The organism is Pseudarthrobacter sp. CC4 (assembly GCF_048957775.1).
Lineage (GTDB): Bacteria > Actinomycetota > Actinomycetes > Actinomycetales > Micrococcaceae > Arthrobacter.
On sequence record NZ_JARCCZ010000001.1, the window covers coordinates 221,940 to 247,859 of the forward strand.

General features: G+C 65.1%; 21 protein-coding genes. 14 read left to right on the top strand and 7 right to left on the bottom strand.

The window, feature by feature from the left end; translation table 11 throughout:
- Positions 1-36: 36 nt before the first annotated feature.
- The 9 genes from PV768_RS00920 (at position 37) to PV768_RS00960 (ending at position 11,476) form a co-directional block, all read left to right on the top strand.
- Complete coding sequence (locus PV768_RS00920; RefSeq protein ID WP_157238769.1) at positions 37-1,227, top strand: ROK family transcriptional regulator; 1,191 nt, start codon at positions 37-39, stop codon at positions 1,225-1,227.
- Between the two features lie 131 nt (positions 1,228-1,358).
- Positions 1,359-2,915, top strand: coding sequence for a multiple monosaccharide ABC transporter ATP-binding protein (gene mmsA, locus PV768_RS00925; RefSeq protein WP_157238770.1), 1,557 nt, complete (start codon positions 1,359-1,361; stop codon positions 2,913-2,915).
- A 45-nt stretch (positions 2,916-2,960) separates the two neighbouring features.
- Complete coding sequence (gene mmsB, locus PV768_RS00930) at positions 2,961-4,244, top strand: multiple monosaccharide ABC transporter permease (protein ID WP_157238771.1); 1,284 nt, start codon at positions 2,961-2,963, stop codon at positions 4,242-4,244.
- A 48-nt stretch (positions 4,245-4,292) separates the two neighbouring features.
- Complete coding sequence (locus PV768_RS00935) at positions 4,293-5,390, top strand: sugar-binding protein (RefSeq protein WP_157238772.1); 1,098 nt, start codon at positions 4,293-4,295, stop codon at positions 5,388-5,390.
- A gap of 212 nt (positions 5,391-5,602) precedes the next feature.
- Positions 5,603-6,673, top strand: a complete 1,071-nt coding sequence (locus PV768_RS00940; RefSeq protein WP_421091981.1) for a Gfo/Idh/MocA family protein — start codon at positions 5,603-5,605, stop codon at positions 6,671-6,673.
- Between the two features lie 184 nt (positions 6,674-6,857).
- The gene (locus PV768_RS00945) at positions 6,858-7,772 is read left to right on the top strand and encodes a hypothetical protein (RefSeq protein ID WP_421091982.1); all 915 of its coding nucleotides are present in this window, start codon (positions 6,858-6,860) and stop codon (positions 7,770-7,772) included.
- Between the two features lie 94 nt (positions 7,773-7,866).
- Positions 7,867-9,507: a hypothetical protein gene (locus PV768_RS00950; RefSeq protein WP_421091983.1), complete on the top strand. Its 1,641-nt coding sequence runs from the start codon at positions 7,867-7,869 to the stop codon at positions 9,505-9,507.
- A 278-nt stretch (positions 9,508-9,785) separates the two neighbouring features.
- Entirely contained in the window at positions 9,786-11,006 is a 1,221-nt protein-coding gene (locus PV768_RS00955) for a serine/threonine-protein kinase (RefSeq protein ID WP_321215688.1), read from the top strand.
- On the top strand, positions 11,003-11,476 hold the full coding sequence (locus tag PV768_RS00960; protein WP_421091984.1) for an FIMAH domain-containing protein: 474 nt from the start codon (positions 11,003-11,005) through the stop codon (positions 11,474-11,476). Before PV768_RS00955 ends, PV768_RS00960 begins: the two co-directional genes overlap by 4 nt.
- Positions 11,477-11,512: 36 nt before the next feature.
- Here PV768_RS00960 and PV768_RS00965 read toward each other — a convergent pair whose 3' ends face one another.
- A complete protein-coding gene (locus tag PV768_RS00965) occupies positions 11,513-12,436 on the bottom strand; it encodes a LysR family transcriptional regulator (RefSeq protein ID WP_421091985.1) in 924 nt (307 codons plus the stop codon).
- Between the two features lie 83 nt (positions 12,437-12,519).
- On the opposite strand from PV768_RS00965, the gene PV768_RS00970 reads away from it, so the two are divergent.
- Positions 12,520-13,443 carry an EamA family transporter gene (locus PV768_RS00970; RefSeq protein WP_321215685.1) on the top strand — a complete coding sequence of 308 codons (924 nt, stop codon included), beginning with the start codon at positions 12,520-12,522 and terminating at the stop codon, positions 13,441-13,443.
- A gap of 88 nt (positions 13,444-13,531) precedes the next feature.
- Here PV768_RS00970 and PV768_RS00975 read toward each other — a convergent pair whose 3' ends face one another.
- Positions 13,532-15,751, bottom strand: coding sequence for an NADP-dependent isocitrate dehydrogenase (locus tag PV768_RS00975; RefSeq protein ID WP_321215684.1), 2,220 nt, complete (start codon positions 15,749-15,751; stop codon positions 13,532-13,534).
- A gap of 329 nt (positions 15,752-16,080) precedes the next feature.
- On the opposite strand from PV768_RS00975, the gene PV768_RS00980 reads away from it, so the two are divergent.
- Positions 16,081-17,046 carry a trypsin-like serine peptidase gene (locus PV768_RS00980; RefSeq protein ID WP_421091986.1) on the top strand — a complete coding sequence of 322 codons (966 nt, stop codon included), beginning with the start codon at positions 16,081-16,083 and terminating at the stop codon, positions 17,044-17,046.
- Positions 17,047-17,366: 320 nt separating this feature from the next.
- Here the strand turns inward: PV768_RS00980 and purH are convergent, their stop codons facing one another.
- On the bottom strand, positions 17,367-19,064 hold the full coding sequence (gene purH / locus PV768_RS00985) for a bifunctional phosphoribosylaminoimidazolecarboxamide formyltransferase/IMP cyclohydrolase (protein ID WP_421091987.1): 1,698 nt from the start codon (positions 19,062-19,064) through the stop codon (positions 17,367-17,369).
- 142 nt (positions 19,065-19,206) lie between these two features.
- Between purH and PV768_RS00990 the strand changes: the two genes are divergently transcribed.
- Entirely contained in the window at positions 19,207-20,559 is a 1,353-nt protein-coding gene (locus tag PV768_RS00990; RefSeq protein ID WP_157238782.1) for an MFS transporter, read from the top strand.
- 70 nt (positions 20,560-20,629) lie between these two features.
- On the opposite strand, the gene PV768_RS00995 is transcribed toward PV768_RS00990, so the two are convergent.
- Both PV768_RS00995 and purN read right to left on the bottom strand, forming a co-directional pair.
- Positions 20,630-21,265: an endonuclease domain-containing protein gene (locus PV768_RS00995; RefSeq protein ID WP_231754795.1), complete on the bottom strand. Its 636-nt coding sequence runs from the start codon at positions 21,263-21,265 to the stop codon at positions 20,630-20,632.
- A 429-nt stretch (positions 21,266-21,694) separates the two neighbouring features.
- Positions 21,695-22,285, bottom strand: coding sequence for a phosphoribosylglycinamide formyltransferase (gene purN / locus PV768_RS01000; protein WP_157238784.1), 591 nt, complete (start codon positions 22,283-22,285; stop codon positions 21,695-21,697).
- 39 nt (positions 22,286-22,324) lie between these two features.
- Between purN and PV768_RS01005 the strand changes: the two genes are divergently transcribed.
- Positions 22,325-22,756, top strand: coding sequence for a hypothetical protein (locus PV768_RS01005; protein WP_321215678.1), 432 nt, complete (start codon positions 22,325-22,327; stop codon positions 22,754-22,756).
- Between the two features lie 22 nt (positions 22,757-22,778).
- Here PV768_RS01005 and PV768_RS01010 read toward each other — a convergent pair whose 3' ends face one another.
- Positions 22,779-24,092, bottom strand: a complete 1,314-nt coding sequence (locus PV768_RS01010) for a DUF6350 family protein (protein WP_157238786.1) — start codon at positions 24,090-24,092, stop codon at positions 22,779-22,781.
- 155 nt (positions 24,093-24,247) lie between these two features.
- Here PV768_RS01010 and PV768_RS01015 point away from each other — a divergent pair, with 155 nt between their 5' ends.
- Positions 24,248-24,706, top strand: a complete 459-nt coding sequence (locus PV768_RS01015; RefSeq protein WP_157238787.1) for a DUF4383 domain-containing protein — start codon at positions 24,248-24,250, stop codon at positions 24,704-24,706.
- A 241-nt stretch (positions 24,707-24,947) separates the two neighbouring features.
- Here the strand turns inward: PV768_RS01015 and PV768_RS01020 are convergent, their stop codons facing one another.
- Complete coding sequence (locus PV768_RS01020; RefSeq protein WP_421091988.1) at positions 24,948-25,784, bottom strand: DUF2382 domain-containing protein; 837 nt, start codon at positions 25,782-25,784, stop codon at positions 24,948-24,950.
- Positions 25,785-25,920 lie beyond the last annotated feature (136 nt).

Here is a 25,920-nt window from a genome sequence, read left to right on the forward strand (position 1 = left end):
TGACTACAAGACTGGGGATAGGGCAATCTTCTTAGCATGTCCGCAATCCCGCGCTCAACGAGGAGCAAGCCCAAGAATCCCGGCTCCCAATCCGCCCTGCGGCAGCTGAACCAACAACGGATCATTGAAACCCTGATGGTCGGCCCCGCCACGCAGGCCGAACTTGCCCGGCAGACAGGCCTCTCCACGGCGACGGTTTCCAACATCGTCAAGATCATGCTGGATTCCGGCCTGGCATCGGCGGAACCCACCACCAGTTCCGGCCGCCGCGCACTGAACGTCCGGCTGAACAGCAACGGTGCCGTGGCCGTAGGCATCGACTTCGGGCGACGGCACCTCCGCGTGGTCCTGGCCTCGCTCAGTTACCACGTGATCGCGGAGGAATCCGTGATGCTTCCCCTTGGCCACCAGGCCGAAGAAGGGGTTCAGGCGGCAATGGCCCTGTTGGAGAAACTGCTGCGGGAAAGCGGTGTCGAACGCACGGCCGTGGTGGGTGCCGGCGTCGGAATTCCCGGTCCCATCGACCGGCGCACCGGGACGGTGGCGCAGGGGGCCATCCTGCCGGAATGGGTGGGCATCAACATCCTCCAATACCTTGAAGAAACGCTAAAAATCCCGGTTTTTGTTGACAACGACGCCAATCTTGGTGCCTGGTCAGAGGTGACCTGGGGGCACCATTCGGGGGTCAGCAACCTGCTCTTCCTCAAGATCGGATCCGGCATCGGTGCCGGACTTATCCTCAACGGCGCCCCCTACTACGGGAACGTGGGAATCACCGGTGAAATTGGCCACGCCACCATCCACGAACAGGGATTGGTGTGCCGCTGCGGCAACCGCGGATGCCTGGAGACCATCGCCTCCACCACAACCATGATCGAACTCCTCAGCCGCGGCGAAGACCGGCCGCTGACGCCCGCGGACATCGTTCGCAAGGCCCTGGCACGGGACTCCGCCACGCTCCGGGTGATCGACGATGCAGGCCTCGCCGTAGGCCGCGCCCTGGGCAACGTGGCCAACCTGATCAACCCGGAAGTGATAGTGGTGGGAGGCCCGCTGGCAGGCCTCGGCGACATTCTCCTGGACCCGATCAGGCGGGGTCTCATCAGGCACGCGGTGCCTGTCATCGGCGAGACCACAACCCTTGCCATGTCCTCCCTGGGGGACCGGGCGGAAGCGCTCGGGGCAGCCGCCCTGGTGTTCCAGCATGCCGGAATCCGCAAGACGTAGACCGTTTCGTTATGCCCGGTTTGCGTTAAAGACTTGACGACAACAGCAGTGATCCAGTTTACTTTTGGATCAGACGGCCCTGCGCTTTGCCGGCCGGACAAAGAAGTCATTGCATTGGAGGGTTAGGGTTCATGACGTCCCAGACCACGCAAACGGAACCGATCATCCTTGAGATGCGGTCCATCACCAAGGAATTCCCCGGCGTTAAAGCGTTGGACAACGTGAGCCTGCGCGTGAAGGCCGGGGAAATCCACGCCATCTGCGGCGAAAACGGCGCCGGCAAATCCACCCTGATGAAGGTCCTCTCCGGCGTCTACCCGTACGGCAGCTACGACGGCGACATCGTCTACCAGGGCCAGGTGCAGCAGTTCCGGGACATCCGGGCCAGCGAACATGCCGGCATCGTGATCATCCACCAGGAACTCGCGCTGATTCCCGAACTGTCCATTATGGAGAACATCTTCCTGGGCAACGAGCCCACCAAGCGCGGCGTCATCGACTGGGCAGAAGCGCGGCTGCGTTCCCTTGACCTGCTGGCCCGCGTGGGCCTGCGGGAGGACCCGGAAACGCCCATCAAGGAAATCGGCGTAGGCAAGCAGCAGCTGGTGGAAATCGCCAAGGCCCTGAACAAGTCCGTGAAGATCCTCATCCTGGACGAACCCACGGCCGCTTTGAACGAGTCTGATTCCCAGCACCTGCTGGACCTGATGCTGGGCCTGAAAGCCAAGGGCATCACCAGCATCATCATTTCCCACAAGCTCAACGAGATCGAGCAGATCGCCGATGAAATCACCATCATCCGTGACGGCAAGTCCATCGAAACGCTGAACGTGAAGGCCGACGGCGTGGACGAGGACCGCATCATCAAGGGCATGGTGGGCCGCGCGCTCGAATCCCGGTTCCCGGACCACACGCCCAAAATCGGCGACGTGTTCTTCGAGGTCAAGGACTGGACCGTTGCACATCCCAATGTGCAGGACCGGCTGGTCTGCAAGAACTCAAGCTTCTTCGTCCGCCGCGGCGAGATCGTGGGGTTCGCCGGCCTGATGGGCGCGGGCCGCACCGAACTCGCCCGCTCCGTTTTCGGCCGTTCCTACGGCCGCTTCATCAGCGGCCACATCTACAAGGACGGAAAGGAAATCACCCTTAAGTCCGTCCGGCAGGCCATCGATGCCGGGCTGGGCTACGTCACCGAAGACCGCAAGTCGCTGGGACTGAACCTGCTGGACGACATCAAGACCACCACCGTGTCGGCCAACCTTCGCAAGATCAGCCGTAATTTCGTAGTGGACCCGAACCAGGAATTCACCGTGGCGGAGCAGTACCGCAAGTCGCTGCGCACCAAGACTCCGTCGGTGGAGGAAGGAGTCGCGAAACTTTCCGGCGGCAACCAGCAGAAGGTGGTCCTCGCCAAGTGGATGTTCACCGACCCCGACCTCCTGATCCTGGACGAACCCACCCGCGGAATCGACGTTGGCGCCAAGTACGAGATCTACGGCATCATCCAGCAGCTGGCCAACCAGGGCAAGGGAGTCATCGTGATCTCCTCGGAACTCCCGGAACTCCTTGGCCTGTCAGACCGCATCTACACCATTTTCGAAGGCGCCATCACAGGTGTCCTGAACAAAGACGAGGCCAGCCAGGAAAGCCTGATGAAACTGATGACCTCCGCCCGTAAAGCCGCCTGATCCCCTGGATCATCCCAGAACCTTCCGGACACAAGGACTGACACCATGAACGCCCTCAAAAAGCTGTTTGGCGGAAACACCCGTCAATTCGGCATGATCTTCGCCCTGGTGGCACTGATCGTCTTCTTCCAGATCGCCACCGAAGGCCGGACCCTCACCCCCGGCAACGTCATCAACCTCTTCAACGGCAACTCCTACATCCTGATCCTGGCCATCGGCATGGTCCTGGTGATCATCGCCGGCCACATCGATCTTTCGGTGGGCTCCGTGGCTGCGTTTGTCGGCGTCACCGTAGCCCTGGCCATCCGCGACTGGGGCATCCCCTGGTACGCCGGCGTGCTGCTTGGCCTGGTACTGGGCGCGGTGATCGGCGCCTGGCAAGGCTGGTGGACCGCCTACGTGGGCATTCCGGCCTTCATCGTGACCCTGGCAGGCATGCTCCTGTTCCGCGGCTTCAACCAGTTTGTGGGCAAGTCCAACACCATTCCGGTCCCCGCCGATTTCCAGTACCTCGGCTCCGGCTACCTCCCCGAGGTGGGCCCCAACTTCGGCTACAACAACCTCACCCTGCTGCTGGGCATCGCCGCCGTCGCATTCGTGGTGTGGGGCGAGCTCCGCTCCCGGGCCCGGGCCAAGGCACTCGGCGCCGAAGTACCCGAAATGTGGGTCATGGCCCTCAAGCTGGTCCTGATCTGCGGCGCCATCCTCTACGCCACGTACCTGTTCGCCACGGGCCGTCCCGGCACTTCGTTCCCCATCCCGGGCCTGATCCTGGCCGTACTGGTACTGCTGTACGGCTTCATCTCCTCCCGCACCATCCTGGGCCGCCATGTCTATGCCGTGGGTGGCAACCGGCATGCTGCCGAGCTCTCAGGTGTTCAGTCCAAGAAGGTCAACTTCCTGGTCATGATGAACATGTCCATCCTCGCGGGACTGGCCGGCATGATCTTCGTGGGGCGCTCCACCGCTTCAGGACCGTTCGACGGCGTCGGCTGGGAACTTGACGCGATCGCCGCCGTTTTCATCGGCGGCGCCGCGGTGACGGGCGGCGTGGGCACCGTCGTCGGCTCCATCATTGGTGGCTTGGTCATGGCTGTACTGAACAACGGCCTCCAGCTGCTCGGCGTCGGCGCGGACCTCACCCAGATCATCAAGGGGCTGGTGCTCCTGATCGCCGTCGCTTTCGACGTCTACAACAAGAGCCAGGGCAAGAAGTCCATCATTGGCCTGCTGATGAGGGGCGGCCGTCCGTCCGGCGGCGGCCCCAGCACCCCTCTCCAGCCCGACGAAACCACCTCCACCAAGGAAGCGATCGCCAGGGAAGCCTAGCAATTAAGCCTGAACAGCGTTACACCACTAAAAGAAAGAGAACCAACAATGCGAATGATTGGCAAAGCAGGGAAGGCAGCAGCAGTAGCTGCCATTGCAGCACTGGCGCTGACAGGCTGCGGACGGTCAGAAACCCCGACAGGCGGCGGCACCGCAGGCGCCGGCGGCTTCGAACAGAATTCCTCCATCGGTGTCGCGCTCCCGCAGAAAACCAGTGAGAACTGGGTCCTCGCCGAGAAGTTGTTCAATGACGGCCTTAACGGTGCCGGGTTCAAGGCTGACGTCCAGTTCGCCAACGGCGGCGTGTCCGAACAGCAGAACCAGATCAGCGCCATGGTCACCAAGGGCGCCAAGGTGATCATCGTGGGAGCCATCGACGGCTCGCAGCTGGGCACCCAGCTGAAGCAGGCCAAAGACGCCGGCGCCACGATCATCGCCTACGACCGCCTGTTGCTGAACACCGAGAACGTGGACTACTACGTGGCCTACGACAACTTCAAGGTTGGCGAGCTCCAGGGCCAGGCGCTGCTGGAAGGCCTCAAGGCGAAGAAGCCCTCGGGCCCGTACAACATCGAACTGTTCGCCGGCTCCCCCGACGATGCCAACGCGAAGGTCTTCTTCGACGGCGCCATGAGCGTCCTGAAGCCCAAGATCGACGACGGCACCCTCAAGGTGCTCTCCGGCCAGACCACCTTCGAGCAGGCAGTGACCCAGGGCTGGAAGGCTGAAAACGCCCAGCGCCGCGCTGATACGCTGCTTACCGGCAGCTACGGCAGCGCGTCCCTGGACGGCGTCCTCTCCCCGAATGACACCCTGGCCCGTGCAGTCCTGACTGCCGTCAAGGGCGCCGGCAAGCCGCTTCCGGTGGTGACCGGACAGGACTCCGAGGTTGAATCCGTCAAGTCCATCATGGCCGGCGAGCAGTACTCCACGATCAACAAGGACACCCGCAAGCTCGTTGAACACGCCATCACCATGGTGAAGGACCTCCAGGCAGGCAAGACGCCTGAGATCAACGACAAGGACTCCTACAAGAACGGCGTCAAGACCGTTCCCGCATACCTGCTGGAACCGGTCATCGTCACGGCCGCCAACGTGAAGAGCGCCTACGTCGGCGATCCGGTCCTGGAACCGATCACCAAGTAAGCAACCTTTTTGCAGGAAAGCCCGGCCTCCACACATCGGAGGCCGGGCTTTCCTGTGCCACAAGGGATACAGCTTCGTGGCACGCTCATAACAGCCGCTGACGGAGGAGCCAGTGCGCAGCCGGAGTGCCGTGCCCGCCACCCGCGAACCCCTTATCACTTTCCGCAGGTCATAGCGGATCCCTCCAGCACTGCAATGAGAGGATGGGCACCATGAGTGCGCCCATCGCGAAGCCGTGGTTGTTCAGCCAGCCAGACCAGGATCCCCGTTCCGCCACCGGAGCCCCCCTCCGCTGGGGAATCATCGCCACCGGCGGCATTGCCCGCTCCGTGTCCCAGGACCTGGCCTTGCTCGCAGATGCCGAACTGTATGCCGTCAGCTCGAGGGCACAGGACACGGCCGACGCCTTTGCGGTTGCATATGACTTCGCGAAGGCCTACGGCGAGGACGGCGGCGTGCCCGGATACCAGCGGCTGCTCGCAGATGAGGAGGTGGACGTTGTCTACGTGGCGACGCCCCACGCGCAGCACTACGAAATGGTGCTCGCGGCGCTTAACGCCGGTAAGCACGTCCTGTGCGAAAAAGCCTTCACCATCAACGCCCGCGAGGCAGCCGAACTCATCGACCTCGCCCGAAGCCGCAAGCTTTTCCTCATGGAGGCTGTCTGGAGCCGCTTCCTGCCGAGCATGCAGCGGGCCTTTGAGATCGCAGCGTCCGGAGAGCTCGGCGAAGTCCACTGGGTAACCGCGGACCTTGGCTTTCCGGCCCCCTACTCCCCCACATCCAGGCTGTGGGCCAGGCAGGACGGAGGCGGAGCGCTGCTGGACATTACGGTTTATCCGCTGCTCTGGGCCCTGGGCACCCTCGGTTTTCCGCAGACGGTGAGCGCCACCGGCTTCATTAACGACGACGGCGTGGATGCCCAGAACGCCCTGACGCTGGGCTACAACCACGGAGCGCAGGTGCAGCTTACGTCCTCACTGTTGGCCCACGGTCCCCGGACCGCCACAGTTGCGGGCAGCCTCGGCTTCCTCCAGAGCGTGGGCTCCATCAATAACCCCGGGGAACTGACGGTGTCCACAGGTTGGGACGAGCGCCGGACCGAAGCTTTTGATGTGGTGGGCCGAGGGTACGCATACGAACTGCGTGAAGTAACCCGCTGCATCCAGCAGGGCCTGACCGAGAGCCCGGTCATGCCACTGGAGGACACGTTGAGCACCATGCGGCTCTTTGACGGGGTCCGCGCGCAGCTCGGCGTCAGCTATCCAAATGACCGGCACTGACCAGCGAACACCGGGAACCCTTTGATCGCCGCGTCAACTCCGTGACCGGGCCGCGACCGTCTGTGATTCCTTCGACCTGAGGTTTTCGATTTTGTCGAGTTGTTTTAGCAGCCCCTAGACTTCCTGCAACATTCGGTCTTAGGCTATAGCCACTCGAATGCAATCAGTACTGGGGGTGGTACGCATGGCTAGTGATCGCTCGCCGTTGCGTGCCCTTCGGCCGGTGTTCCTTGCCGGTGCTGCCGCCCTCACGTGGCTGACGTTTTCGGCATCCACGGCTTCGGCCGATACCCTTTCGGACGCAACTACGCTGTTGGGGGGCGTCACCGGTTCAGTTTCGTCGGTGACGGAAAAGCTGCCTGTTGCTCCCGCACCCGCCACGCCCAAACCTGAGCCGGTTTCCTCACCGGGGCTGCTGACGCCCCTCGTGGGAGACGCCTCGGGCCTTGCAGACCAGCTGGTTTACTCGGTACCCGTTGTAAACCATGTGGTGCCGGCCGAGGCGGTATCGGTCATCTCCGTTCCTATTGCTCAGGCAGCCGACGCCGCGGCGGCGGAAGTGACGGAGGCAGTAATTTCACCTGTCGCCGAGGCGCTGCCGGTGCTTGATCCTGTGCTGCAGCCTGTTTTGGACTTGGTAACAGGCTCGGCACCGCTGGCCGTTGAGCTTCCCGACCTGCCCCTCGTGAGCGGCGACGGGGAAAGTCCCGCCAGCGCCGGAACTGTCCCGGCAGGCGTCGAAGCTGCCTCCACGGCGCCTACGTCGGCCATTCCGTTTGTTGATGCTGCTTCTGCTACTGGTGCCGCGCCTGTTGCTGGGGTTGCCCTTGCTTCTTCAGCGTCGTGGACGTCTGTTGACCGCCCCGATTCTGCCCAGGATCAGCCGACGGCGGACCCCTCGCCCGCCCCTTCCCAGGCTCCGGCCGTACCCGCTTCGGGCACGGGAAGCAGCGCGGCCTCCGCGGGATCTTACGGTGCGGCGGTCTGGTTAAGCGCCTTCAATTTTGACACTTCAGCGCCCGGCGCCATCCGCGCCGCGGATATTTCTGATCACGCTCCTGCACCGGTGTCCTTCGACCCCGGTTCCCGTCCTGACTAGTTGAGACCCGTCTGCCCTCTCGAGGCAGAACACGGACAACGCGGGTTGCTGTCCAAGCAGCCCGACACCTCAACTTCTTTCAGGAGACATCATCATGAGTGCGAACCTTCGCAGGGGGCTGCTTGGCACCCTCTTCGCCGGCGGGCTATTAGCCCTCGGCTGCACCGCGGCGAACGCCGCGGACACCACCAGCGGATCGGATCTCTCTGCATCCGCCCTTATCTCGGCGGCGGCCGCTGATTCGGCGTCGTTGGACCTGCTGGGTGGCCCAACGCCGTCCGATTCAACGGCCGTCGCCGCGGTCGTGGACGCGGCAGTCAACCTTGGAACGGTCACCGGAACCGACAACGGCACCACAACCGATCTCACTGCGGCAGCCGCCGTCGACCTTGGCACCGGCACCAACGGCACCGGCACAACCACCACCGATGTGGTTGTCGCCGCGGACGCAAGCCTGGGACTCGGAAACACCGCAACGGCCGACTCAACCACCGCGGACGTGGCCCTCGCCGCCGACGCAGCCCTCGGCCTCGGAACAGTCACCGAAACCGGCAACGGCACCGCGGACCTAACCGCGGCAGCCGCCGTCGACCTTGGCACCGGCACCACCGGCACGGATACGGCCGCAACCGATCTGGCCGTCGCTGCGGATGCCCTCGTCGACCTCGGCACCGGCACAACCACTGCCGACGCGGCCCTCGCCGCCGACGCAGCCCTCGGCCTTGGAACAGTCACCGAAACCGGCAACGGCTCCGCGGACCTCACCGCGGCAGCCGCCGTCAGCCTCGGCCTCGGCACCACCGGCACAGATACGGCCGCAACCGATCTGGCCGTCGCTGCGGATGCCCTCGTCGACCTCGGCACCGGCACCAACGGCTCCGGCACAACCACTGCTGACGCGGTTGTGGCCGCAGACGCGGCCCTCGGCCTCGGAAACACCGCACCCGTCGACTCAACCACCGCGGATGTGGCCCTCGCCGCAGAAGCAGTCCTGGGCCTTGGAACAGTCACCGAAACCGGCAACGGCTCCGCGGACCTCACCGCTGCAGCCGCCGTCAGCCTCGGCCTCGGCACCACCGGCACGGATACGGCCGCTGCCGATCTGGCCGTCGCTGCGGATGCCCTCGTCGACCTCGGCACCGGCAACACCGGCACCACCGGCGGGCTCGCCGCCGCCATTGACGCAGCCGTAGACCTCGGCCTTGGCGGCAACAGCACTGAAGGCACCAGCGGTGGCCTCGACACCGTAGTGGATGCCGTCGTCGGCCTTGGCACCGGCACCAACGGCACCACCGGCGGAGCTGATGCCGTCATCGGCCTCGGCATCGACCTTGGACTGGGCGGTGGCAGCACCCCCGGAACTGACAACCCGGGCACCGTAGATCCCGGGACCGACGGCAACACCGGAGGCGCCGGCACCATAGACCCCGGCACCAGCACCCCCTCCACGGACACGGGCACGGGTACGGGTACGGGTACGGGTACGGACAACGGAACCGGTGCCGGCACCTCCAACACCGATGGTTTCCCGGCAGCCCCTGCTGCCGGCTCCACGGCAGTTGGCGGCGCCATCGCCGTCGACGCCGCAGCGGGCAGCACCGGCCTCCGCAGCGTCCCGGCCCAGGGCAGCGCCGCCGCCCTGGCCAAGACGGGCGTGGACACCTCACTGGTCCCCCTCGCCCTGCTGCTCCTCGTGGCAGGACTCCTGATGTTCCGTAAGCGGAAAGCGTCCTGACCTGAACGCTCTGACGGTGCCTGCGCCACGCGCCTGAAGCGGCAGCAGCGAGCAGGCTGAGGGAAAGGAGGTGCGACAGGAAAGAACGCAAGACCTTACACAACATGTCTTCAGCACACATGTCCTTGTGACCGATGGTCCGGCAGCGAAAGGCTCGTCTTTCGCTGCCGGGCCGTCGGTGTGCCCAGCCGTGAAGCACGGCATTATCCCCGGCTGAACCAGCGCGCCCGTATAATTTGACGTACGAGAGTGCCGCAGCGCACCGGGAGGAACGGGACATGGTGGCGGAATCGCCTAGCTCCATCAAGAATGAAGTGGTTGGCGGACGTTATCGGTTGGGTGAGGTTATTGGCCGCGGCGGTATGTCATCGGTTTACTGTGCCCGGGACGAAAATCTGGGCCGGGACGTAGCACTCAAGCTCTTCGCACCGCAGGCCCCCGACGCCGACGAACTGAAACGCCAGGAAGCAGAAATCCGGCTTCTTGCCACACTGAACCACCCGGGACTGGTGACACTTTTCGACGCCGGGATCGATACCCGGATACCGGACGAACCGCGCCCGTTCCTGACCATGGAACTCGTGGAAGGCCAGGACCTCAGAAGCCGGATCCGGCACAGCACGGTTCCCCTTGATGAGTTGGCCGTCATCGGCGCGGGGATCGCCGACGCACTGGCCTACGTCCACGGACTCGGCATCATCCACCGGGACATCAAGCCCGGCAACATCCTGCTGGTTCAGATACGTCCCGGCGAACCCCTGCGACCAAAGCTCACCGACTTCGGCATCGCACGGATTGTTGATTCAACCCGGCTGACCGCCACGGGAACCATGGTGGGCACCGCTGCCTACCTCAGTCCCGAGCAGGCACTGGGCCAGCCCCTTGCGCCGTCGACGGACATCTATTCGCTGGGCCTGGTGCTGCTCGAATGCATCAAGGGAACCGTGGAGTATCCTGGCAGCGCGGTGGAATCTGCCGTTGCACGGCTTCACCGCGCACCGGAAATTCCCGAGGACCTGCCATCAGAATGGGCTGACCTCATCCGGTCCATGACCGCCATAGAACCGCTTGAACGGCCGCATGCCGCGGACATCGAAACTGCCCTGCGGCAGGCCTTGGTTTCGCCCGCGTCAACGCCCGGGGAAATTGCGCCCGAAACCACGCGGGTACTGCCTGCCATGCCATTCCGCCCTCCCTCCATTACCGCCGAGGAATCGGTGGAGGAGATTCTGGAGGCCGCAGGGCCCGGTGCTGCCGGGGACCGGGAACGGGCCGGGGCAATGGACGCCCTGAACCGGGACCGCGAGAAAGGCATAAAGCCCAGGACCAAGCGGTTCTGGCTGGCAGCCATCCTTGGCCTTGTGGTGATTGTGGCCGCTATAGCGGCAGGGATCTTGACCTTGTCCACTCAGTCCACACCCGACGTCGTGCCCTATCCCACGGTGACCGGGGTCCTCGGCGAGCATCTGGAGCAACTCCAGAAGAGCGTGGAGCCGTGACGTTTCCTTCGGACCGCGGACGCCAGTCTGTGCTGGGATTTTCCGCGGTCCTGCTGGCTGCCGGACTGCTGAGCGGCTGCGGCACAGCGGATACGGGGCTTCAGCGTTCAGCCGCACGGCAACTGCAGGCCCGCGTGCTTGAAGTGACGCAGGCTTCGTCGCAGGACAACCCCGCCGCCGCACTGAAGGCACTCGAGGGGCTCGAGGCTGAGTTGGAAGCGGCACAGACCGGGGGCCGGATTTCGGAAGAACGGCGCCGGAGCATCACCACGATCGCCGCGGCCGTCCGGGCAGACCTTAATGATGCCGTTGCGGCGGCTGCAGCAGACAAGGCAGCGGAGCAGGCCGCCAAGGAAACACAGGCCGCCGAGACCCGAGCGCCCGCCGTCGAAACTCCTGCACCGGCTCCTGTACCCGAAACCAGCACCGGCAAGAAGGACAACGAGGGCAAGGGAAAGGGAAACGGCTGACGCGGAGGGTACCTGGCGCTGCCCGAGGACAACGGCTCAAGCCGCTCCGTGGGCGGCAGCGGCACCCGGCAGCGCCGCGGCCTTACCAGTGATCTGGTTCAGGACCGCGGCGAGCGCGGCCCAGGTACTGTTGCCGCGCCGGGTACGGGCGTAGGCGCGCACGCGGACATCCGGGGAACTCAGCGGAACAAGGGCGACGCCGGCCCGCGGTTCCCGGTCGGCAGGCAGCAGCCCCACGCCCATCCCGGCCAGGATGAGGTCCTCAACCAGCTCGAGGCTGTCGACCTGATGCCTCACCCGCGGCTCAAAGTCCCCCATCGATGCGAGCAGCCGGAGGACTTCCTCGTCCGCCCTGTTCCGTGAGTTGCCGATCCAGTCGCGGTCCCGGAAGGCCGCTAGGACCTCCGGAGCGGTGCCGGCGACGGGTGCCGCTGCCTCGGGGACGCCGAGGCTCCAGGGTGTGCTCCACAAGTGGATGGAATCGAAGGCGGCGCCGGTCCTGTCCGGGGCAAGGTTGTAGTCGTACGTCAAAGCCAGATCCACTGAATCGGCAGCAAGCAGCGCCAGGGCTTCGGCAGGCTCGTGCTCCCGGACTTCGAGTTTGACGCCAGGGTGGGTGACGGCGAGCTCCCCGACGATGGGCATCAGGATCTTACGGACAGCCGTGACGAAGCCGGCAACCCGGACTGTTCCGGCTGGCTCGGCACCCGGGTCGAGCTCGGCAGTGGCCGCATCCACCGCCGCCAGGATGGTCACCGCGTGATCGGCGAGCCGCCGCCCGGCAGGGGTGAGGCGCACGCGCCGGCCGGCGGGTTCGAGCAGCGCGGTGCCGGTTTCCCGCGCCAGCGCCGCGATCTGCTGGGAGACGGTCGACGTCGTCGTGCCCAGTGAGTCTGCCACGTTCCGCATGGAGCCCTGCCGGGCCAGTTCAAGCAGGACTTCCAAGCGACGCGTCTCCATACAGTTATTGTCCATATTTTATGGACAATATGTGAAGAATTATCATGTGGACGTAGACGTTTTACGTACGGTCTACTGGCTCCATGCCATTTTCACAACAACACTTCAACGGCGTGCGCTCCGGAACAGCAATGGCCGGCGCCGCCATGTGCTGCGTCCAGCTGGGCCTGGCCGCTTCAGTCGGCCTGTCCGACCGCCTCGGCTCCGACGGCGTGGCGTGGCTGCGCCTCATCTGGGCCGCTCTGATCCTGGTGGCCTTCACCCGACCGTGGCGCTCCCGGTTCAGCCGGCGGGGCCTGGTCACGTGCATCCTGCTCGGCCTGGTGACGGCGGGCATGACGCTGATGTACATGGCCGCCGCCGTCCGGATTCCGCTGGGCACCGCCACCGCCCTGGAGTTCCTGGGTCCCCTCTCCGTCGCAGTCATCCGCGGACGCAAGGCGGGACGCTGGTGGGCGCTTGTTGCCGCTGCCGGCGTGGCCGCCCTGACCGAACCGTGGCACGGCGGGACAGACCCCGCCGGTGTCCTCTTTGCCTTGGGCGCCGCCGCATGCTGGGCAGGCTATATCCTCCTGACCCAGCGGGCCGGTGATGAAGTCAACGGCCTCCAGGCACTGGCAGTTTCCATGCCGGTGGCCGCAGTGGCAACCACGCTGCTTGTCGGGCCGGCTCCACTGGCGCATCTTGACTGGCAGCTGCTCCTGGTGGGAGCAGGCCTGGCCCTGCTGATGCCGGTGATCCCCTTCAGCCTCGAACTGCTCGCCCTGCGCCGCCTGAAGGCCTCCGCATTCGGCACACTGATGAGCCTGGAGCCGGCCATCGCCGTGGTGATTGGATTCCTGGTCCTGGGCCAGCTGCCCGGGCCGGCCGCCTTCCTGGGCATCGGGCTGGTCGTCGCGGCAGGCATCGGGGTGACGCTTCAGGCCGGCAGGGAAAGGCCGGCGGACATTGGAGTGATGGACGACGGCGGGCCGGTAGCGGCGAAGGGGGCGGCGTCCCGCTCCTGACCAAGCGACGCAAAAGGGGCGGCGTCCCGGAAGTTGAACATTTCAACTCCGGGGCGCCGCCCCTTTCGTAGTGCTGGTTCCAGGTGGGCTAGCTCAGCGTGGCGAGAACCTTGTTGAGCGTGGCGGACGGACGCATCACGGCCGAAACCTTGGCCTCGTCCGGGTGGTAGTAGCCGCCGATGTCCACCGGCGAGCCCTGGACTTCGGCCAGTTCGCCAACAATTGTTTCCTCCTTCGAGGAAAGCTCTCCGGCGATGGAACTGAAGGAGGCGGCCAGGTCGGCGTCGTCCGTCTGCTTGGCCAGTTCCTCGGCCCAGTAGCGGGCCAGGAAGTAGTGGCTGCCGCGGTTGTCCAGCTCGCCGGCACGGCGGCTGGGCGACTTGTTCTCCAACAGGAAGGTTCCGGTGGCGCGGTCCAGTGTGTCGGCCAGGACCTGGGCGCGCTTGTTGTCCGTGGTGGTGGCCAGGTGCTCGAAGCTGACGGCCAGGGCCAGGAACTCACCCAGGCTGTCCCACCGGAGGTGGTTTTCCTTGAGCAGCTGCTGGACGTGCTTCGGGGCGGAGCCGCCGGCGCCGGTTTCGAAGAGCCCGCCGCCGTTCATCAGCGGAACAACGGAGAGCATCTTGGCGCTGGTGCCCAGCTCCAGGATGGGGAACAGGTCCGTGAGGTAGTCGCGCAGGACGTTGCCGGACACTGAGATGGTGTCCTCGCCCTTGCGGATGCGCTCCAGGGTGAAGGCGATGGCCTTGACCGGGGACATGATCTGGATGTCCAGGCCCTCGGTGTCGTGCTCCTTCAGGTACTCGTTGACCTTGGCGATGAGGTTGGCGTCGTGGGCACGCTCTTCGTCCAGCCAGAACACGGCGGGGGTCTGGGAGGCGCGGGCGCGGGTGACGGCCAGCTTGACCCAGTCGCGGATGGGCAGGTCCTTCGTCTGGCAGGCGCGCCAGATGTCGCCTTCGGAAACCTGGTGCTCAATCAGGACGTTTCCGGAACCGTCAACGATCTGGACGGTGCCGGCTTCCTGGATTTCGAAGGTCTTGTCGTGGCTGCCGTATTCCTCGGCGGCCTGTGCCATGAGGCCCACGTTCGGGACGGTGCCCATGGTGGTGGGGTCGTAGGCGCCGTTGGCGCGGCAGTCATCGATGACCACCTGGTAGATGCCGGCGTAGGAGCTGTCCGGCAGGACGGCCAGGGTGTCGGCTTCCTTGCCGTCCGGGCCCCACATGTGGCCGGAGCTGCGGATCATGGCGGGCATGGAGGCGTCCACGATGACGTCGCTGGGGACGTTCAGGGTGGTGATTCCCTTGTCCGAGTCCACCATCGCCAGGGCGGGGCCCTCTTCGAGGCCCTTCTTGATGAGGGCCTGCACGCCTTCGCGGACGTCCTCTGGCAGGTCCTCGAGGCTGCTCAGGATGGCGGCCAGGCCGTTGTTGGGGCTGATGCCGGCGGCGGAGAGCTGCTTGCCGTAGGTCTCGAAGAGTTCGGAGAAGTAGGCCTTGACCACGTGGCCGAAGATGATGGGGTCCGAAACCTTCATCATGGTGGCCTTGAGGTGGGCGGAGAACAGCACGCCCTCTTCCTTGGCGCGGGCAACCTGTGCCTTCAGGAATTCGTCCAGGGCGGCGGCGCGCATCACGGTGCCGTCGATGACCTCTCCGGCCAGGACCGGGAATGCCTTCTTCAGGACCTTCACGGAGCCGTCTTCCCGCACGAGCTGGATGGCGATGGTGCCCTCGGACCCGATGACAACCGACTTCTCGTTGGAGCGGAAGTCGTCCTGGCCCATGGTGGCCACATTGGTCTTGGAATCCGGGGTCCAGGCGCCCATGGAGTGCGGGTTCTGGCGGGCGTAGTTCTTGACGGACAGCGGTGCGCGGCGGTCCGAGTTGCCTTCGCGCAGGACCGGGTTCACGGCGGAGCCCTTGATCTTGTCGTAGCGCGAGCGGATGGCCGTTTCCTCGTCCGAGGACGGGTTGTCCGGGTAGTCCGGAAGAGCGTAGCCCTGGCCCTGCAGTTCGGCGATGGCTGCCTTCAGCTGCGGGATGGAGGCGCTGATGTTGGGCAGCTTGATGATGTTGGCTTCCGGCGTCTTCGCCAGCTCGCCGAGTTCAGCAAGGGCGTCACCGATCTGCTGCTCGGGGGTCAGGTAGTCACCGAAGACGGCGATGATGCGGCCGGCGAGCGAAATGTCGCGGGTCTCCACCTCCACACCTGCTGTCGAGGCGAACGCCTCGATGATGGGCAGGAACGAATAGGTAGCCAGCATCGGCGCTTCGTCGGTGTGGGTGTAGATAATCTTGGACATGCGCGGGCGTCTCCCTGTGGGTCGGCTTGGTTGTGAAAAATTCGGTCTATTTCACCATGTACAACTTACCCGAGCGCGCGAATTTCAACCCTACCGGAGCCCCTGCGTTACCCTCACGGTGAGCAGGATTACAGCGATGGAGAACCTACGACCCCGGGACGCACCAAGGGACCGGCCGCCGTCGCGCATTTCATGCCGCACCTGTCCGCCGCTGCGGGCGGCGGCCATACGTGATACGTCACTACTATTTACAAACTTGTCATGTAGCGATAAATTCGCAGGGTCACTCTGGGGCCTTCGGGGCCTTTCCACGTTCAGACAGGACAACAATGACACGCACCAGGTCCCTTGCTTCCGGCCTCCTGAGCCTCTCTGCTGCCGCCGTTCTGGCACTTACCTCTGCTGGCGGGGCCACCGCTGCACCGACCGCAACCGAGGATAACAAGAATCCCTCCGTGACCAGTGCGATCCTTGATACCAGCGGCGTGGCAGATTACTGGACGGCTGACCGGATGCGCAGCGCGGTCCCCGGAGATGTCCTGGCCGGCAAGGCCCTGGAACGGGGCAACCGGTCAAGCACCGACGTTGTGGAGAAGGGCAAGGACACCACGGTCAAGGCCACCAAGGGCAAACCCACCATCGCCCAGAGTGAGGCGCCGGTAAAACACATTGGCAAGGTCTTCTTCAGCATGGGCGGCTCCAACTACGTCTGCTCGGGCAATGCCGTTTCGTCGGGGAACAACAGCACCGTGGCCACCGCCGGCCACTGCGTGAATGAGGGGCCGGGCGCGAACGCCACCAACTTCATCTTTGTTCCTGCGTATGAGAACGGCGCGGCACCCTACGGCAAATGGACTGCCAAGGCCCTCTACTCCCCCACTGCGTGGAGCCGGGACGGGAACATGGCCTACGATACGGGCTTCGCCGTCATGAGCCCCTTGAACGGCAAGACCCTTACTGCCGTGGTGGGCGGGTCCGGCGTTGCCTTCAACCAGGCGTACGGCCTCACTTATAAGTCCTTCGGCTACCCGGCGGCAGCCCCCTTCAACGGCGAGACCCTCAAGAGCTGCACCGGCACGGCAACACGAGATACCATCAACCCCCAGTTTGGAACCCAGGGAATCCGCTGCGACATGACCGGCGGTTCCTCCGGCGGGCCCTGGTTCATAGGCACTAGCTCCGATGGCATACAGAACTCCATCAACAGCTACGGCTACAACCGCTCCGCCGTCATGTACGGTCCGTACTGGGGCTCCGTCATCCAGGCCACCTATAACAGTGCAGCGAAATCCTAAGGACATTCCCGGCCGCGATTCCGTCAGCCACGTCGAGCTGAACCAGACTCACGAGGAGGTCCTCGAGTTTTGGACAGAGGAACGGATGGCGGAAGCCAATCCCCGGGAGCTGCGGCTTCCGGGAGAGGGTCCGCGTCTCAAGCAGGGGGACGCGGACACCGGTAAACCGGAGTCCGGGCCTTCTGACTGACAAAGCAAGAAGCTAACGACGGCGCCCGTCCCCTTCGCGGGGCGGGCGCCGTCGTCGTTAACTCATCGACTGCTCCGTAGGTGTCGTATTCACCCGGCAAAACGACACCTACGGAGCACTCGATTGGGGATCAGTGGAAGAAGTGCCGGGCGCCGGTGAAGTACATGGTGATCCCTGCGGCGTTGGCCGCCGCGATGACTTCCTCGTCCCGGACGGAACCGCCGGGCTGGACCACGGCGCGGACGCCGGCGTCGATCAGGATCTGCAGGCCATCAGCGAACGGGAAGAACGCGTCGGAAGCTGCAACGGCGCCGCGGGCACGCTGGGGTGCGCCAGCACCGCCGGTGTTGGTGGCACCCCCGGGTGCGTCGCTCCCACCGGCACTGCCGGACTGCACCTCCACGCCCAGCGTGTTGGCCCGCTCCACGGCCAGGCGGCAGGAGTCCAGGCGGTTGACCTGGCCCATGCCGATACCGACGGCGGCGCCGTTCGAGGCGAGCAGGATGGCGTTGGACTTGGCGGCGCGGCAGGCCGTCCAGGCGAACGCAAGGTCCGCAAGGGTTTTCTCATCGGCGGCGTCACCGGCGGCGAGGGTCCAGTTGGCCGGGTTGTCGCCCTCGGCGTCCACCTTGTCGCTGACCTGGACCAGCATGCCGCCGGAGACCTGGCGGAACTCCGTGGGGTAGCGGCCGTAGCCTTCCGGCAGGGTAAGCAGCCGGATGTTCTTCTTCTTGGACAAAATTTCCACAGCTTCGGGTTCGAAGCCCGGAGCGATGACGACCTCGGTGAAGATGTCCTTGACGGTGTTGGCCATTCCAGCGGTGATGGTGCGGTTGGCCGCGATCACGCCGCCGAACGCGGAAACCGGATCACAGGCGTGGGCCTTGGCATGGGCGTCGGCGATGGGGTCGGCGGCATCTGCGGAACCGACGGCCACGCCGCACGGGTTGGCGTGCTTGATGATGGCTACGGCCGGTTCGCTGAAGTCGTAGGCGGCGCGGAGGGCGGCGTCGGCGTCAACGAAGTTGTTGTAGCTCATGGCCTTGCCGTGCAGCTGGTCGGCCTGGGCGATGCCCACGGGCGCGGCCTTGTCCACGTACAGGGCAGCCTGCTGGTGCGGGTTCTCGCCGTAGCGCAGCACCTCGGAGCGCTCCAGCGAAAGGCCGGCGTAGGCGGGCCAGTCGATGACGCCGTCGCCGTCCTCGTCCAGGAACTGGCTCGCCGTCCAGGTGGCCACGGCGTTGTCGTAGGACGCGGTGTGGGCGAACGCCTTGGCGGCCAGCCGCCGTCGTGTCTTCAGGTCAAAGCCGCCTTCAGCCGCCGCTGTGACCACCTGGCCGTAGAAGGACGGGTCCACCACAATGGCGACGGCGGCATGGTTCTTCGCAGCAGAGCGCACCATGGCGGGGCCCCCGATGTCGATCTGTTCGACGACGTCGTCCTGGGCGGCGCCGGACTTCACGGTCTCCACGAACGGGTAGAGGTTCACCACCACCAGGTCGAAGGGCTCGATCTCCATCCGGGTGAGCGTGTCCATGTGGGCTGCCACGCGGCGGTCAGCCAGGATGCCGCCGTGGACGCGCGGATGCAGCGTCTTGACCCGGCCGTCCAGCATCTCCGGGGAACCGGTGACCTCCTCGACCTCCTGGACGGGAATGCCCGCCGCGGCGATCTTCTTGGCCGTGGACCCGGTGGATACAAGCTTGACTCCCGCTGCGTGCAGGCCCTGGGCGAGCTCCTCCAGACCGGTCTTGTCGTAAACCGAGATCAGCGCCCGGCGGATGGGAACACGGTCGATGGATACGCGCTCATGCTGCGTGAAGCTCACAAATGTCTCCGTCTTATCTCGCGGAACAACGCCGCGGTTGGTGGGGATAGGGCCCAGTTTATCCCGAAGCGGAGGTTGCCCCGCGAGTCGGGCTGAGTGTGAACGCCGGTGCGCCCGGCTAGAGTTTTCCCAGGAGGCTGCGATGAATACTTACACCACTGTGCCGAGCGGCGAACAGGTGGTCCAGGAACTGCCCTGGCGATGGAAAGTCCAGGGCAGGATCTTTCTGATCGGCGGCCTCGGCTTCATGTTCGATGCGTGGGACGTGACGCTGAACGGCATCCTGATCCCGTTGCTCTCAACGCACTGGGCCCTCACCCCGGGTGAAGTGGCATGGGTGGGCACATCGAACCTGATTGGCATGGCCCTGGGCGCGTTCGTGTGGGGCACCATCGCTGACACGATCGGGCGCAAGAAAGCCTTCACGGCCACGCTGCTGATCTTTTCGCTCTTTACCGTGCTTGGCGCGTTCTCCCCCGACTTCATCTGGTTCTGCGTGTTCCGGTTCATGGCCGGTTTCGGCCTGGGCGGCTGCATCCCCGTGGACTATGCCCTGGTGGGTGAGTTCACTCCCCGCAAGCAACGCGGGCGCGTCCTGACGGCCATGGACGGCTGGTGGCCGGTGGGCGCAGCCCTGGCGGGCTTCGTCTCCGCCGCACTGGTAGCCGCTTTCGGCGACTGGCGGCTGACCATGCTGGTGATGGTCCTGCCTGCCCTGTTGGTGTTCTGGGTCCGGCGCAGCGTGCCGGAGTCCCCGCTGTTCCTGATCCGTAAAGGCAGGCGGGAAGAAGCAGCCAATGTCATCGACGGCCTGGTGGCCGCGACCGGAGCGGAGGCCCGCGCCTACAGCCTGCCCGATGCCCAGGAGGTGCCACGGTTGTCGGCCGGCAGCGCCTGGCACCAGCTGCGCCTCGTGTGGCAGTACAACTGGAAGATCACGGCCGCGGCCTGGTCCCTGTTCTTCAGCATCCTGCTGGTGTACTACCTGTCCCTGACGTGGATGCCGCGGATCCTCATCGGCGCCGGCTTTGCCGAGTACAAGGCGTTTGTCACCACGGCGTCCATGGCGGCGGTGGGGCTTTTGGGCGTGATCGTGGCGGCCCTGCTGGTGGAGCGGGTTGGCCGCAAGTGGATCCTGGCAATCACCGGTCCGCTGTCCGCATTGACCCTGGTGATCGTGGCGATCGTGGTGGACATCCCCACGGCGGCCGTGTTCTGGCTGCTGGTGTTCGGGTTCGTGGTTCAGGTGGCCATTCCGGTGCTCTACGCCTACGTTTCCGAGCTCTACCCCACGGAACTGCGCGGCACCGGCTTCGGCTGGGCATCCACATTTTCACGGCTGGGCGCCGGGTTCGGGCCGTTGATCTTCGCCAACTACTTCTGGCCCGAACTGGGCCTGGCCACGAGCTTCGCTTTGGCCGGCGGGCTGGTGCTGCTGGCCGTGCTCTGGATGGCGTTCTTCTCCCCCGAGACCAAACAGCGCCGCCTCGAATAACGCCCCCGCCTCGCCCAACTAGGTAGCGCCAAGTGTCGTTTTGAGCCCTCGTAACGACACTTGGCGCTACCTAGTTTTCATTCTTGGGGTACCAGCCCCGGCTCAGGAGCGCTGAACGGATTTTGGCCACCGCCGGCCGGGCATCCCTCTCCATGTGCCGCTTCGAAATCCTCACCAGAATCCAGCCTGCCCGGACGAAGTCCTCCTCGCGGGTGATGTCCCTGATGATTTGGCCGGCCTCGGAGTGCCCGTCGCCGTCGTATTCCACCGCCACCTTCTGTTCCGGATAACCCAGGTCAGGTTGGCGAACGACGCCGGCTCCCAGTTCCGTGGGCAGGTTCAGCAGAGGCTCGGGCAGGCCTGCGTCCTCGAGCGCCAGCCGCAGCCTGGTCTCAGGGGCCGAGTCAGACCCCACCCGTGCACGCTCAAGGGCAACCCGCGCCTTCCTTATGCCCGGTGTTCCCTTGTGCCGGTCAAGCATGTCCTCGAGGGCCTCCCGGGTTGCATAGGGCTCGGACCTGCCCTCGAAGCCGGTCCGCGGAATGCGAAGCAAGTGGTCTGCAACCACGGTCAGCTCCTCGATGCTCATCTTGCGGGCGCAATCCAACCATGTCCTCACCCGGGAAGTGACCAGCAGTCCGGCAAGATTTTCGATCTCGTCCGCAAAGAACTGCCCGCGGTGTCCCTTCACACCGGGCCGACGCATGATGGCAACGGTGTCAGGTCGCGAGATGTGCAGCAGTGGCTCATCACTGCCCGGGAGGAAGCCTGGAAATTCCCAAAGGAGAAAGGCCGAGGCGTGCGACGCGGCGGCAAACTCAGTGACCAAAGTATAGGGACGGATGCGGGGGGCGAGGCGTGATGCATCGTCCCCGTCCGGCACCCGGACTCCCCGGCTTGGCCAGAGCAAACCAGGGTGGCGTAGGCGTCGGCGGCTGATTCCGGCGTCGACCGCTTCCTGGAAAGTAAAAGGGAGGGACGCCAACTGGTCGGGTAATTGACTCGGTACCTTCATCCGCCCATCGTGGCAGGCGGGGCGGGATGCCGCAGAGGTTATCCACAGGCCCGCCCGCCCATGCCCAACTAGGTAGCGCTAAGTGTCGTTATGAGCCCTCATAACGACACTTAGCGCTACCTAGTTGGGTGGGGAGGAGGGGTCAGGGGCGGCCGCGGCCAAGGCGGCCAGGGTAGACACCAGGAGCCGGCGTTCCACCACCTTGATGCGTTCGTGCAGGGTCTCCTCCGTGTCCGATTCCTCGATGGCCACGGCTTCCTGCGCAATGATGGGGCCGGTGTCCACGCCGGCGTCGGCCCAGTGCACCGTGCAGCCGGTGACCTTCACGCCGTAGGCCAGCGCGTCCCGCACGCCATGGGCACCCGGGAAGGCGGGGAGCAACGCGGGGTGCGTGTTGAGGTACCTGCCGTTAAAAGCCTCGATGAACTCCGGGCTGACGATCCGCATGAACCCCGAGGAGACCACCACGTCCGGCTCAAACCCTGCCACGGCCTCCGTCAACGCCGCGTTCCAGTGCGCCCGGTCCGGGTACGCCTTGAAGTCCACCACAAACGTGGGAATGCCGGCGGCGGCGGACCGTTCCACCCCGTACGTGCCCGGGCGGTCGGCCCCCACGGCAGCGATTTCCACGTCCAGATCCCCTGCCTTGACTGCGTCGATGACGGCCTGGAGGTTGGACCCGGTACCGGAGACGAGGACTACGATGCGCATGGCTCTAGCTTATGGGCAGGCTCGCGTAGGCTGGAAAACATGAACACCACACCGGGACCGGCTGGGCAGCAGCGGGCCAAACCGCGGCTCAGCGAGGCGGCCAAGGCCTCGCTCGCCAAGACCCACACCCTGTTCCGGATGTTCGTCGTCTCGGTGCTGGGCTCCTTCTTCGTCTACCAGCTGGACGTCACTTACCTGTGGCTGACGGGCGTCCTGACGGCCGCCAGCATCACGTTGGGAATCGTCCTGCTGGTGCGGGCGGCGCGCTTGAAGGAATCGAAACTGGTCCTGGTGGGCACCATCTCCGGCCTGGTGGTGTCCGCAATCATGGTGCTGCTGATCCTTGTCACGGCGGTGTTCTTCGACGAAGTCCGCGAATACCAGGCGTGTGTTGGCCGTGCGCTCACGGACAAGGCCCAGTCCGCATGCCGGATCCAGCTGCAGGATTCGTTGCCCCGGCAGATTCCCTAGCCGGGCCACGAGCGGCGGCAGCCTAGGAAACCAGCTCCTCTTCCCGTTCCTTTGCGGCGTGCTCACGTTCCAGCCACGGTCCGGCGGCGTAACCGATGACGACGCCGGCACCCACCTCCGCGGCCAGCCAGACTCCCGTCCAGAACGGGTCCGGCCCGATGTCCGTCAGGCGTCCAATTCCGGCTGACCCGCGGGCCAGCCAGGCCAGCCCAAAAGCCAGCAGCCCGGCGGCCACCCCGGTCAGCACCCCGAGCACCAGGGTGGAAAGGCTGGCCGTGAACCAGCGCGCACGGATCTTGATGGCCAGCCACTCGTCAAAATGGTTTTCACCCTCCCGCAGGAACCACCAGCCGGCCAGGACCCCGGCCAGGACCGGGACGATCAGGGCAACGAAGGCGTAGTCCAGGGGCCCGGAGGGAATGGCGGCCAGCACCGGGATGGAAGGCAGCGGTCCGACGGCAGTCCCCAGCGGGCCCACCTGGGAACCGGCACCCATGGCAAAGCCTGCCCCGGATGTCCAGGCCAGGGCAAAGACCGCGAGGTTGGGCAGGAACCCAAGCTGCGCGATGGTCAGGGCGGCACCGCCGACTGCACCGGCGTCGAGCGCTTCATAGACGGCGACCACCAGGTTCCAGTGAATAAACAGGTCAACGGCCAGCAGCACCGCCGCCAGGGCAAGCGCCGAAACAGCTGCGACGAACCCCGCCTTCGCGGCGGAACCGAGATAGGAGCCGGCCCACCGCGAATGCTGGCTGGTGCGGGAGATCCAGTCCACTGCGTCGACGCCGATCAGCCGGCTCCAGGAACCGGCTTCGCGCCGCGCGCCGACCACCATGCCGAGCGCATAGGGAATAAGGGGTATGAACATGGCGTGCCAGGGATTGATGCCGACGTCGGGCGTGCGGCAGACGAAGCCGGTGGCTGTGCCGAAGGCGGCGTAGACAACCCATGAACCGAGCAGGGCCTGCCAAAGCTGGTCCGTGTAGGAGGCGCGGGCCAGGCGCCGGCCGGCCCGCCAGGCAAGCAGGAACGGCAGCAGGGTCAGGCCCAACGGGATGAGCGAAAGGACCCCGGAGTTCCCGTTGGCCGCGGCGTTCGGACCCGCGGCAGTGAGTCCCAGCGGCACACCGTGGACCAGCAGCCAGGACTGCCCGGCCAGTCGGGCCAGGACATCGAAGGCACTGTCATGGAAACCGGCGGTTGCCCAGACGGCGATGATCGGGGCGATCACAACCAGTGCCGAAATGACGGCTGCCTGTGCCGTTTCAAGGGCACCCTGCAGCCACAAGGGCATGGGAAGGCCACGGTCTCCGGTCTGGTCAGCACGCAGTTTCATCGTGCCCCATGGTGTCACGGCCAGCCCGCCCGGGCCGGGAACGACAGGCTCAACCGCCTGATCATGAGGAAACTTCAGGGGCGCCCGCACCGGCGCTTTTCAGAGGCGTCCGCCGTAAGATTTAACTGTCCACAACGAGTGGATTGGAGGAGAAAATGACTACCGCATCCCCACATGCACACGGCGTTCACTTTGGCCGGGCAGACGTCCAAAACGCGGGCATGGGAGTGGGAATTGTTTTGATGCTGGTGGGTATCCTGGGGTTCATCCCCGGCGTCACCACCCAATACAGCGAACTGTTGTTCCTCGGACCGGCGTCACACGCCATGTTCCTTGGACTGTTCCAAGTATCCATGCTGCTTAACATCGTGCAGCTGGCCATCGGCGCTACCGGCTGGGCAATGTCCCGCACCGAACATGGGGCACGGAACTTCCTCCTGGGAGCGGGCGCACTGTACATGGTCCTTGCCGTCTACGGCCTGATTGTCGGAGTGGATTCAGCGGCGAACTTCCTCTCGCTGAACATGCTGGACAACTGGACCCACCTGGCACTGGGCGCAGTGATGATTGTTGCCGGCTGGCTGTTCTCGAGGAACCGGGCCAGCAGGACATAACCCGGAATCCGTAAGCCGGGAAACAGGAGCCGCGAATGAAAGAAGAACCTAAGTTCTGACGATATTCGTCCTACTGGCTGGTGCAGTCGCCGCCCTGAGCGGGGGCTGCACCAGCGTTTTAACCAGGTCGGCATGCAGAAACGACGCCGGGAGTCCCCAAGGGGGACTCCCGGCGTCGTTCGCTGTGCTGTTGCCTCGGCGCCGGTCCGTTCAGCGGCGCTTCAGCCTCCGCACTGCCTCGCTAGCGGCGCCCGTCCCGGTCGACGCCGTCAGCGTCGATGTGCTCCTTGCGGACTTCCTCATTGACCGTCACGTCGTCGTGGACAACGTCCTTGTCGAGGCGGACCCGCTCGACGGGAACGGCTTCCTTCTGCACCACGGGGCGTTCCTCATGCAGGACCACCTCATGCTCTTCCTCGCTGATGTCCGGTCCGCTGAGGGCCGAACCCCTGTTGTCATCTGTGATGGGCTCGCGTTCAAGCCGGACTTCTTCACGCTGCACGGGAACGGTCTTGGTGACGTTTTCCGTGGTGACGTATTTCCGCAGCCGTGCCCGGCCCGTGGTTTCCCGCTCGGTCCCGACGTGGAGCCGCTCCTCGGAGCGCGTCATGGCGTCATCCGTGGTGGGGCCTGAGGTGTCGTGGCCCACGGTGCCCCGGTCAGCGCGGCGGTCCGAATCGATACCTGCCGTGGGAGTGCCTGCGTTCAGGTCGGCGTCGCCCTGCAGGTCCACATCGTCTTGGGACTCGGAGTAGGTCCGGGCGCCGCGCTCATAGTATGTGTAGAGCCGGTCCTCTTCCTCGGGGGTGAGGTGGCCGTCCACGTCCACCCGCGGGGCGTCCTTGACGTGCTCCTTGCTGTAGGGCACCACCAGGTCGTCGCCCTGGCTGTGCGCACCCTCGACGGGCACGAAGGACTGGGAGGTGCCAAAAAGGCCGGTCTTGGCGGTGACCCAGGTGGGCTCGCCGGTGTCGTCGTCCGCATAAAGCTGGCCGATGGAGCCGATCTTCTCGCCATCGGAGCCGATTACGTTGCCGCCCTTGGTGAGCAGGTTCTCAATGTTTTCCCGGTTGAGCATGACGTCTCCTTGGATGTGTCGTTGCGCTGGGCTTAGCTAACCAATGGATGCACCGGCACGGCGTTCCCGTGGCGCGGCCTCCGCCCCGACTGCTTGAGGCTTCGCGTTAGCTGCACCCATACCGTAAGCATGCTTA

Excerpts from the sequence above, each read along its gene's own strand:
- PV768_RS00920 (WP_157238769.1), top strand. The coding sequence starts at position 37 with ATGTCCGCAATCCCGCGCTCAACGAGGAGCAAGCCCAAGAATCCCGGC.
- mmsA (WP_157238770.1), top strand. The coding sequence starts at position 1,359 with ATGACGTCCCAGACCACGCAAACGGAACCGATCATCCTTGAGATGCGG.
- mmsB (WP_157238771.1), top strand. The coding sequence starts at position 2,961 with ATGAACGCCCTCAAAAAGCTGTTTGGCGGAAACACCCGTCAATTCGGC.
- PV768_RS00935 (WP_157238772.1), top strand. The coding sequence starts at position 4,293 with ATGCGAATGATTGGCAAAGCAGGGAAGGCAGCAGCAGTAGCTGCCATT.
- PV768_RS00940 (WP_421091981.1), top strand. The coding sequence starts at position 5,603 with ATGAGTGCGCCCATCGCGAAGCCGTGGTTGTTCAGCCAGCCAGACCAG.
- PV768_RS00945 (WP_421091982.1), top strand. The coding sequence starts at position 6,858 with ATGGCTAGTGATCGCTCGCCGTTGCGTGCCCTTCGGCCGGTGTTCCTT.
- PV768_RS00950 (WP_421091983.1), top strand. The coding sequence starts at position 7,867 with ATGAGTGCGAACCTTCGCAGGGGGCTGCTTGGCACCCTCTTCGCCGGC.
- PV768_RS00955 (WP_321215688.1), top strand. The coding sequence starts at position 9,786 with ATGGTGGCGGAATCGCCTAGCTCCATCAAGAATGAAGTGGTTGGCGGA.
- PV768_RS00965 (WP_421091985.1), bottom strand. The coding sequence starts at position 12,436 with ATGGAGACGCGTCGCTTGGAAGTCCTGCTTGAACTGGCCCGGCAGGGC.
- PV768_RS00970 (WP_321215685.1), top strand. The coding sequence starts at position 12,520 with ATGCCATTTTCACAACAACACTTCAACGGCGTGCGCTCCGGAACAGCA.
- PV768_RS00975 (WP_321215684.1), bottom strand. The coding sequence starts at position 15,751 with ATGTCCAAGATTATCTACACCCACACCGACGAAGCGCCGATGCTGGCT.
- PV768_RS00980 (WP_421091986.1), top strand. The coding sequence starts at position 16,081 with ATGACACGCACCAGGTCCCTTGCTTCCGGCCTCCTGAGCCTCTCTGCT.
- PV768_RS00990 (WP_157238782.1), top strand. The coding sequence starts at position 19,207 with ATGAATACTTACACCACTGTGCCGAGCGGCGAACAGGTGGTCCAGGAA.
- PV768_RS00995 (WP_231754795.1), bottom strand. The coding sequence starts at position 21,265 with ATGCGTCGGCCCGGTGTGAAGGGACACCGCGGGCAGTTCTTTGCGGAC.
- purN (WP_157238784.1), bottom strand. The coding sequence starts at position 22,285 with ATGCGCATCGTAGTCCTCGTCTCCGGTACCGGGTCCAACCTCCAGGCC.
- PV768_RS01005 (WP_321215678.1), top strand. The coding sequence starts at position 22,325 with ATGAACACCACACCGGGACCGGCTGGGCAGCAGCGGGCCAAACCGCGG.
- PV768_RS01010 (WP_157238786.1), bottom strand. The coding sequence starts at position 24,092 with ATGAAACTGCGTGCTGACCAGACCGGAGACCGTGGCCTTCCCATGCCC.
- PV768_RS01015 (WP_157238787.1), top strand. The coding sequence starts at position 24,248 with ATGACTACCGCATCCCCACATGCACACGGCGTTCACTTTGGCCGGGCA.
- PV768_RS01020 (WP_421091988.1), bottom strand. The coding sequence starts at position 25,784 with ATGCTCAACCGGGAAAACATTGAGAACCTGCTCACCAAGGGCGGCAAC.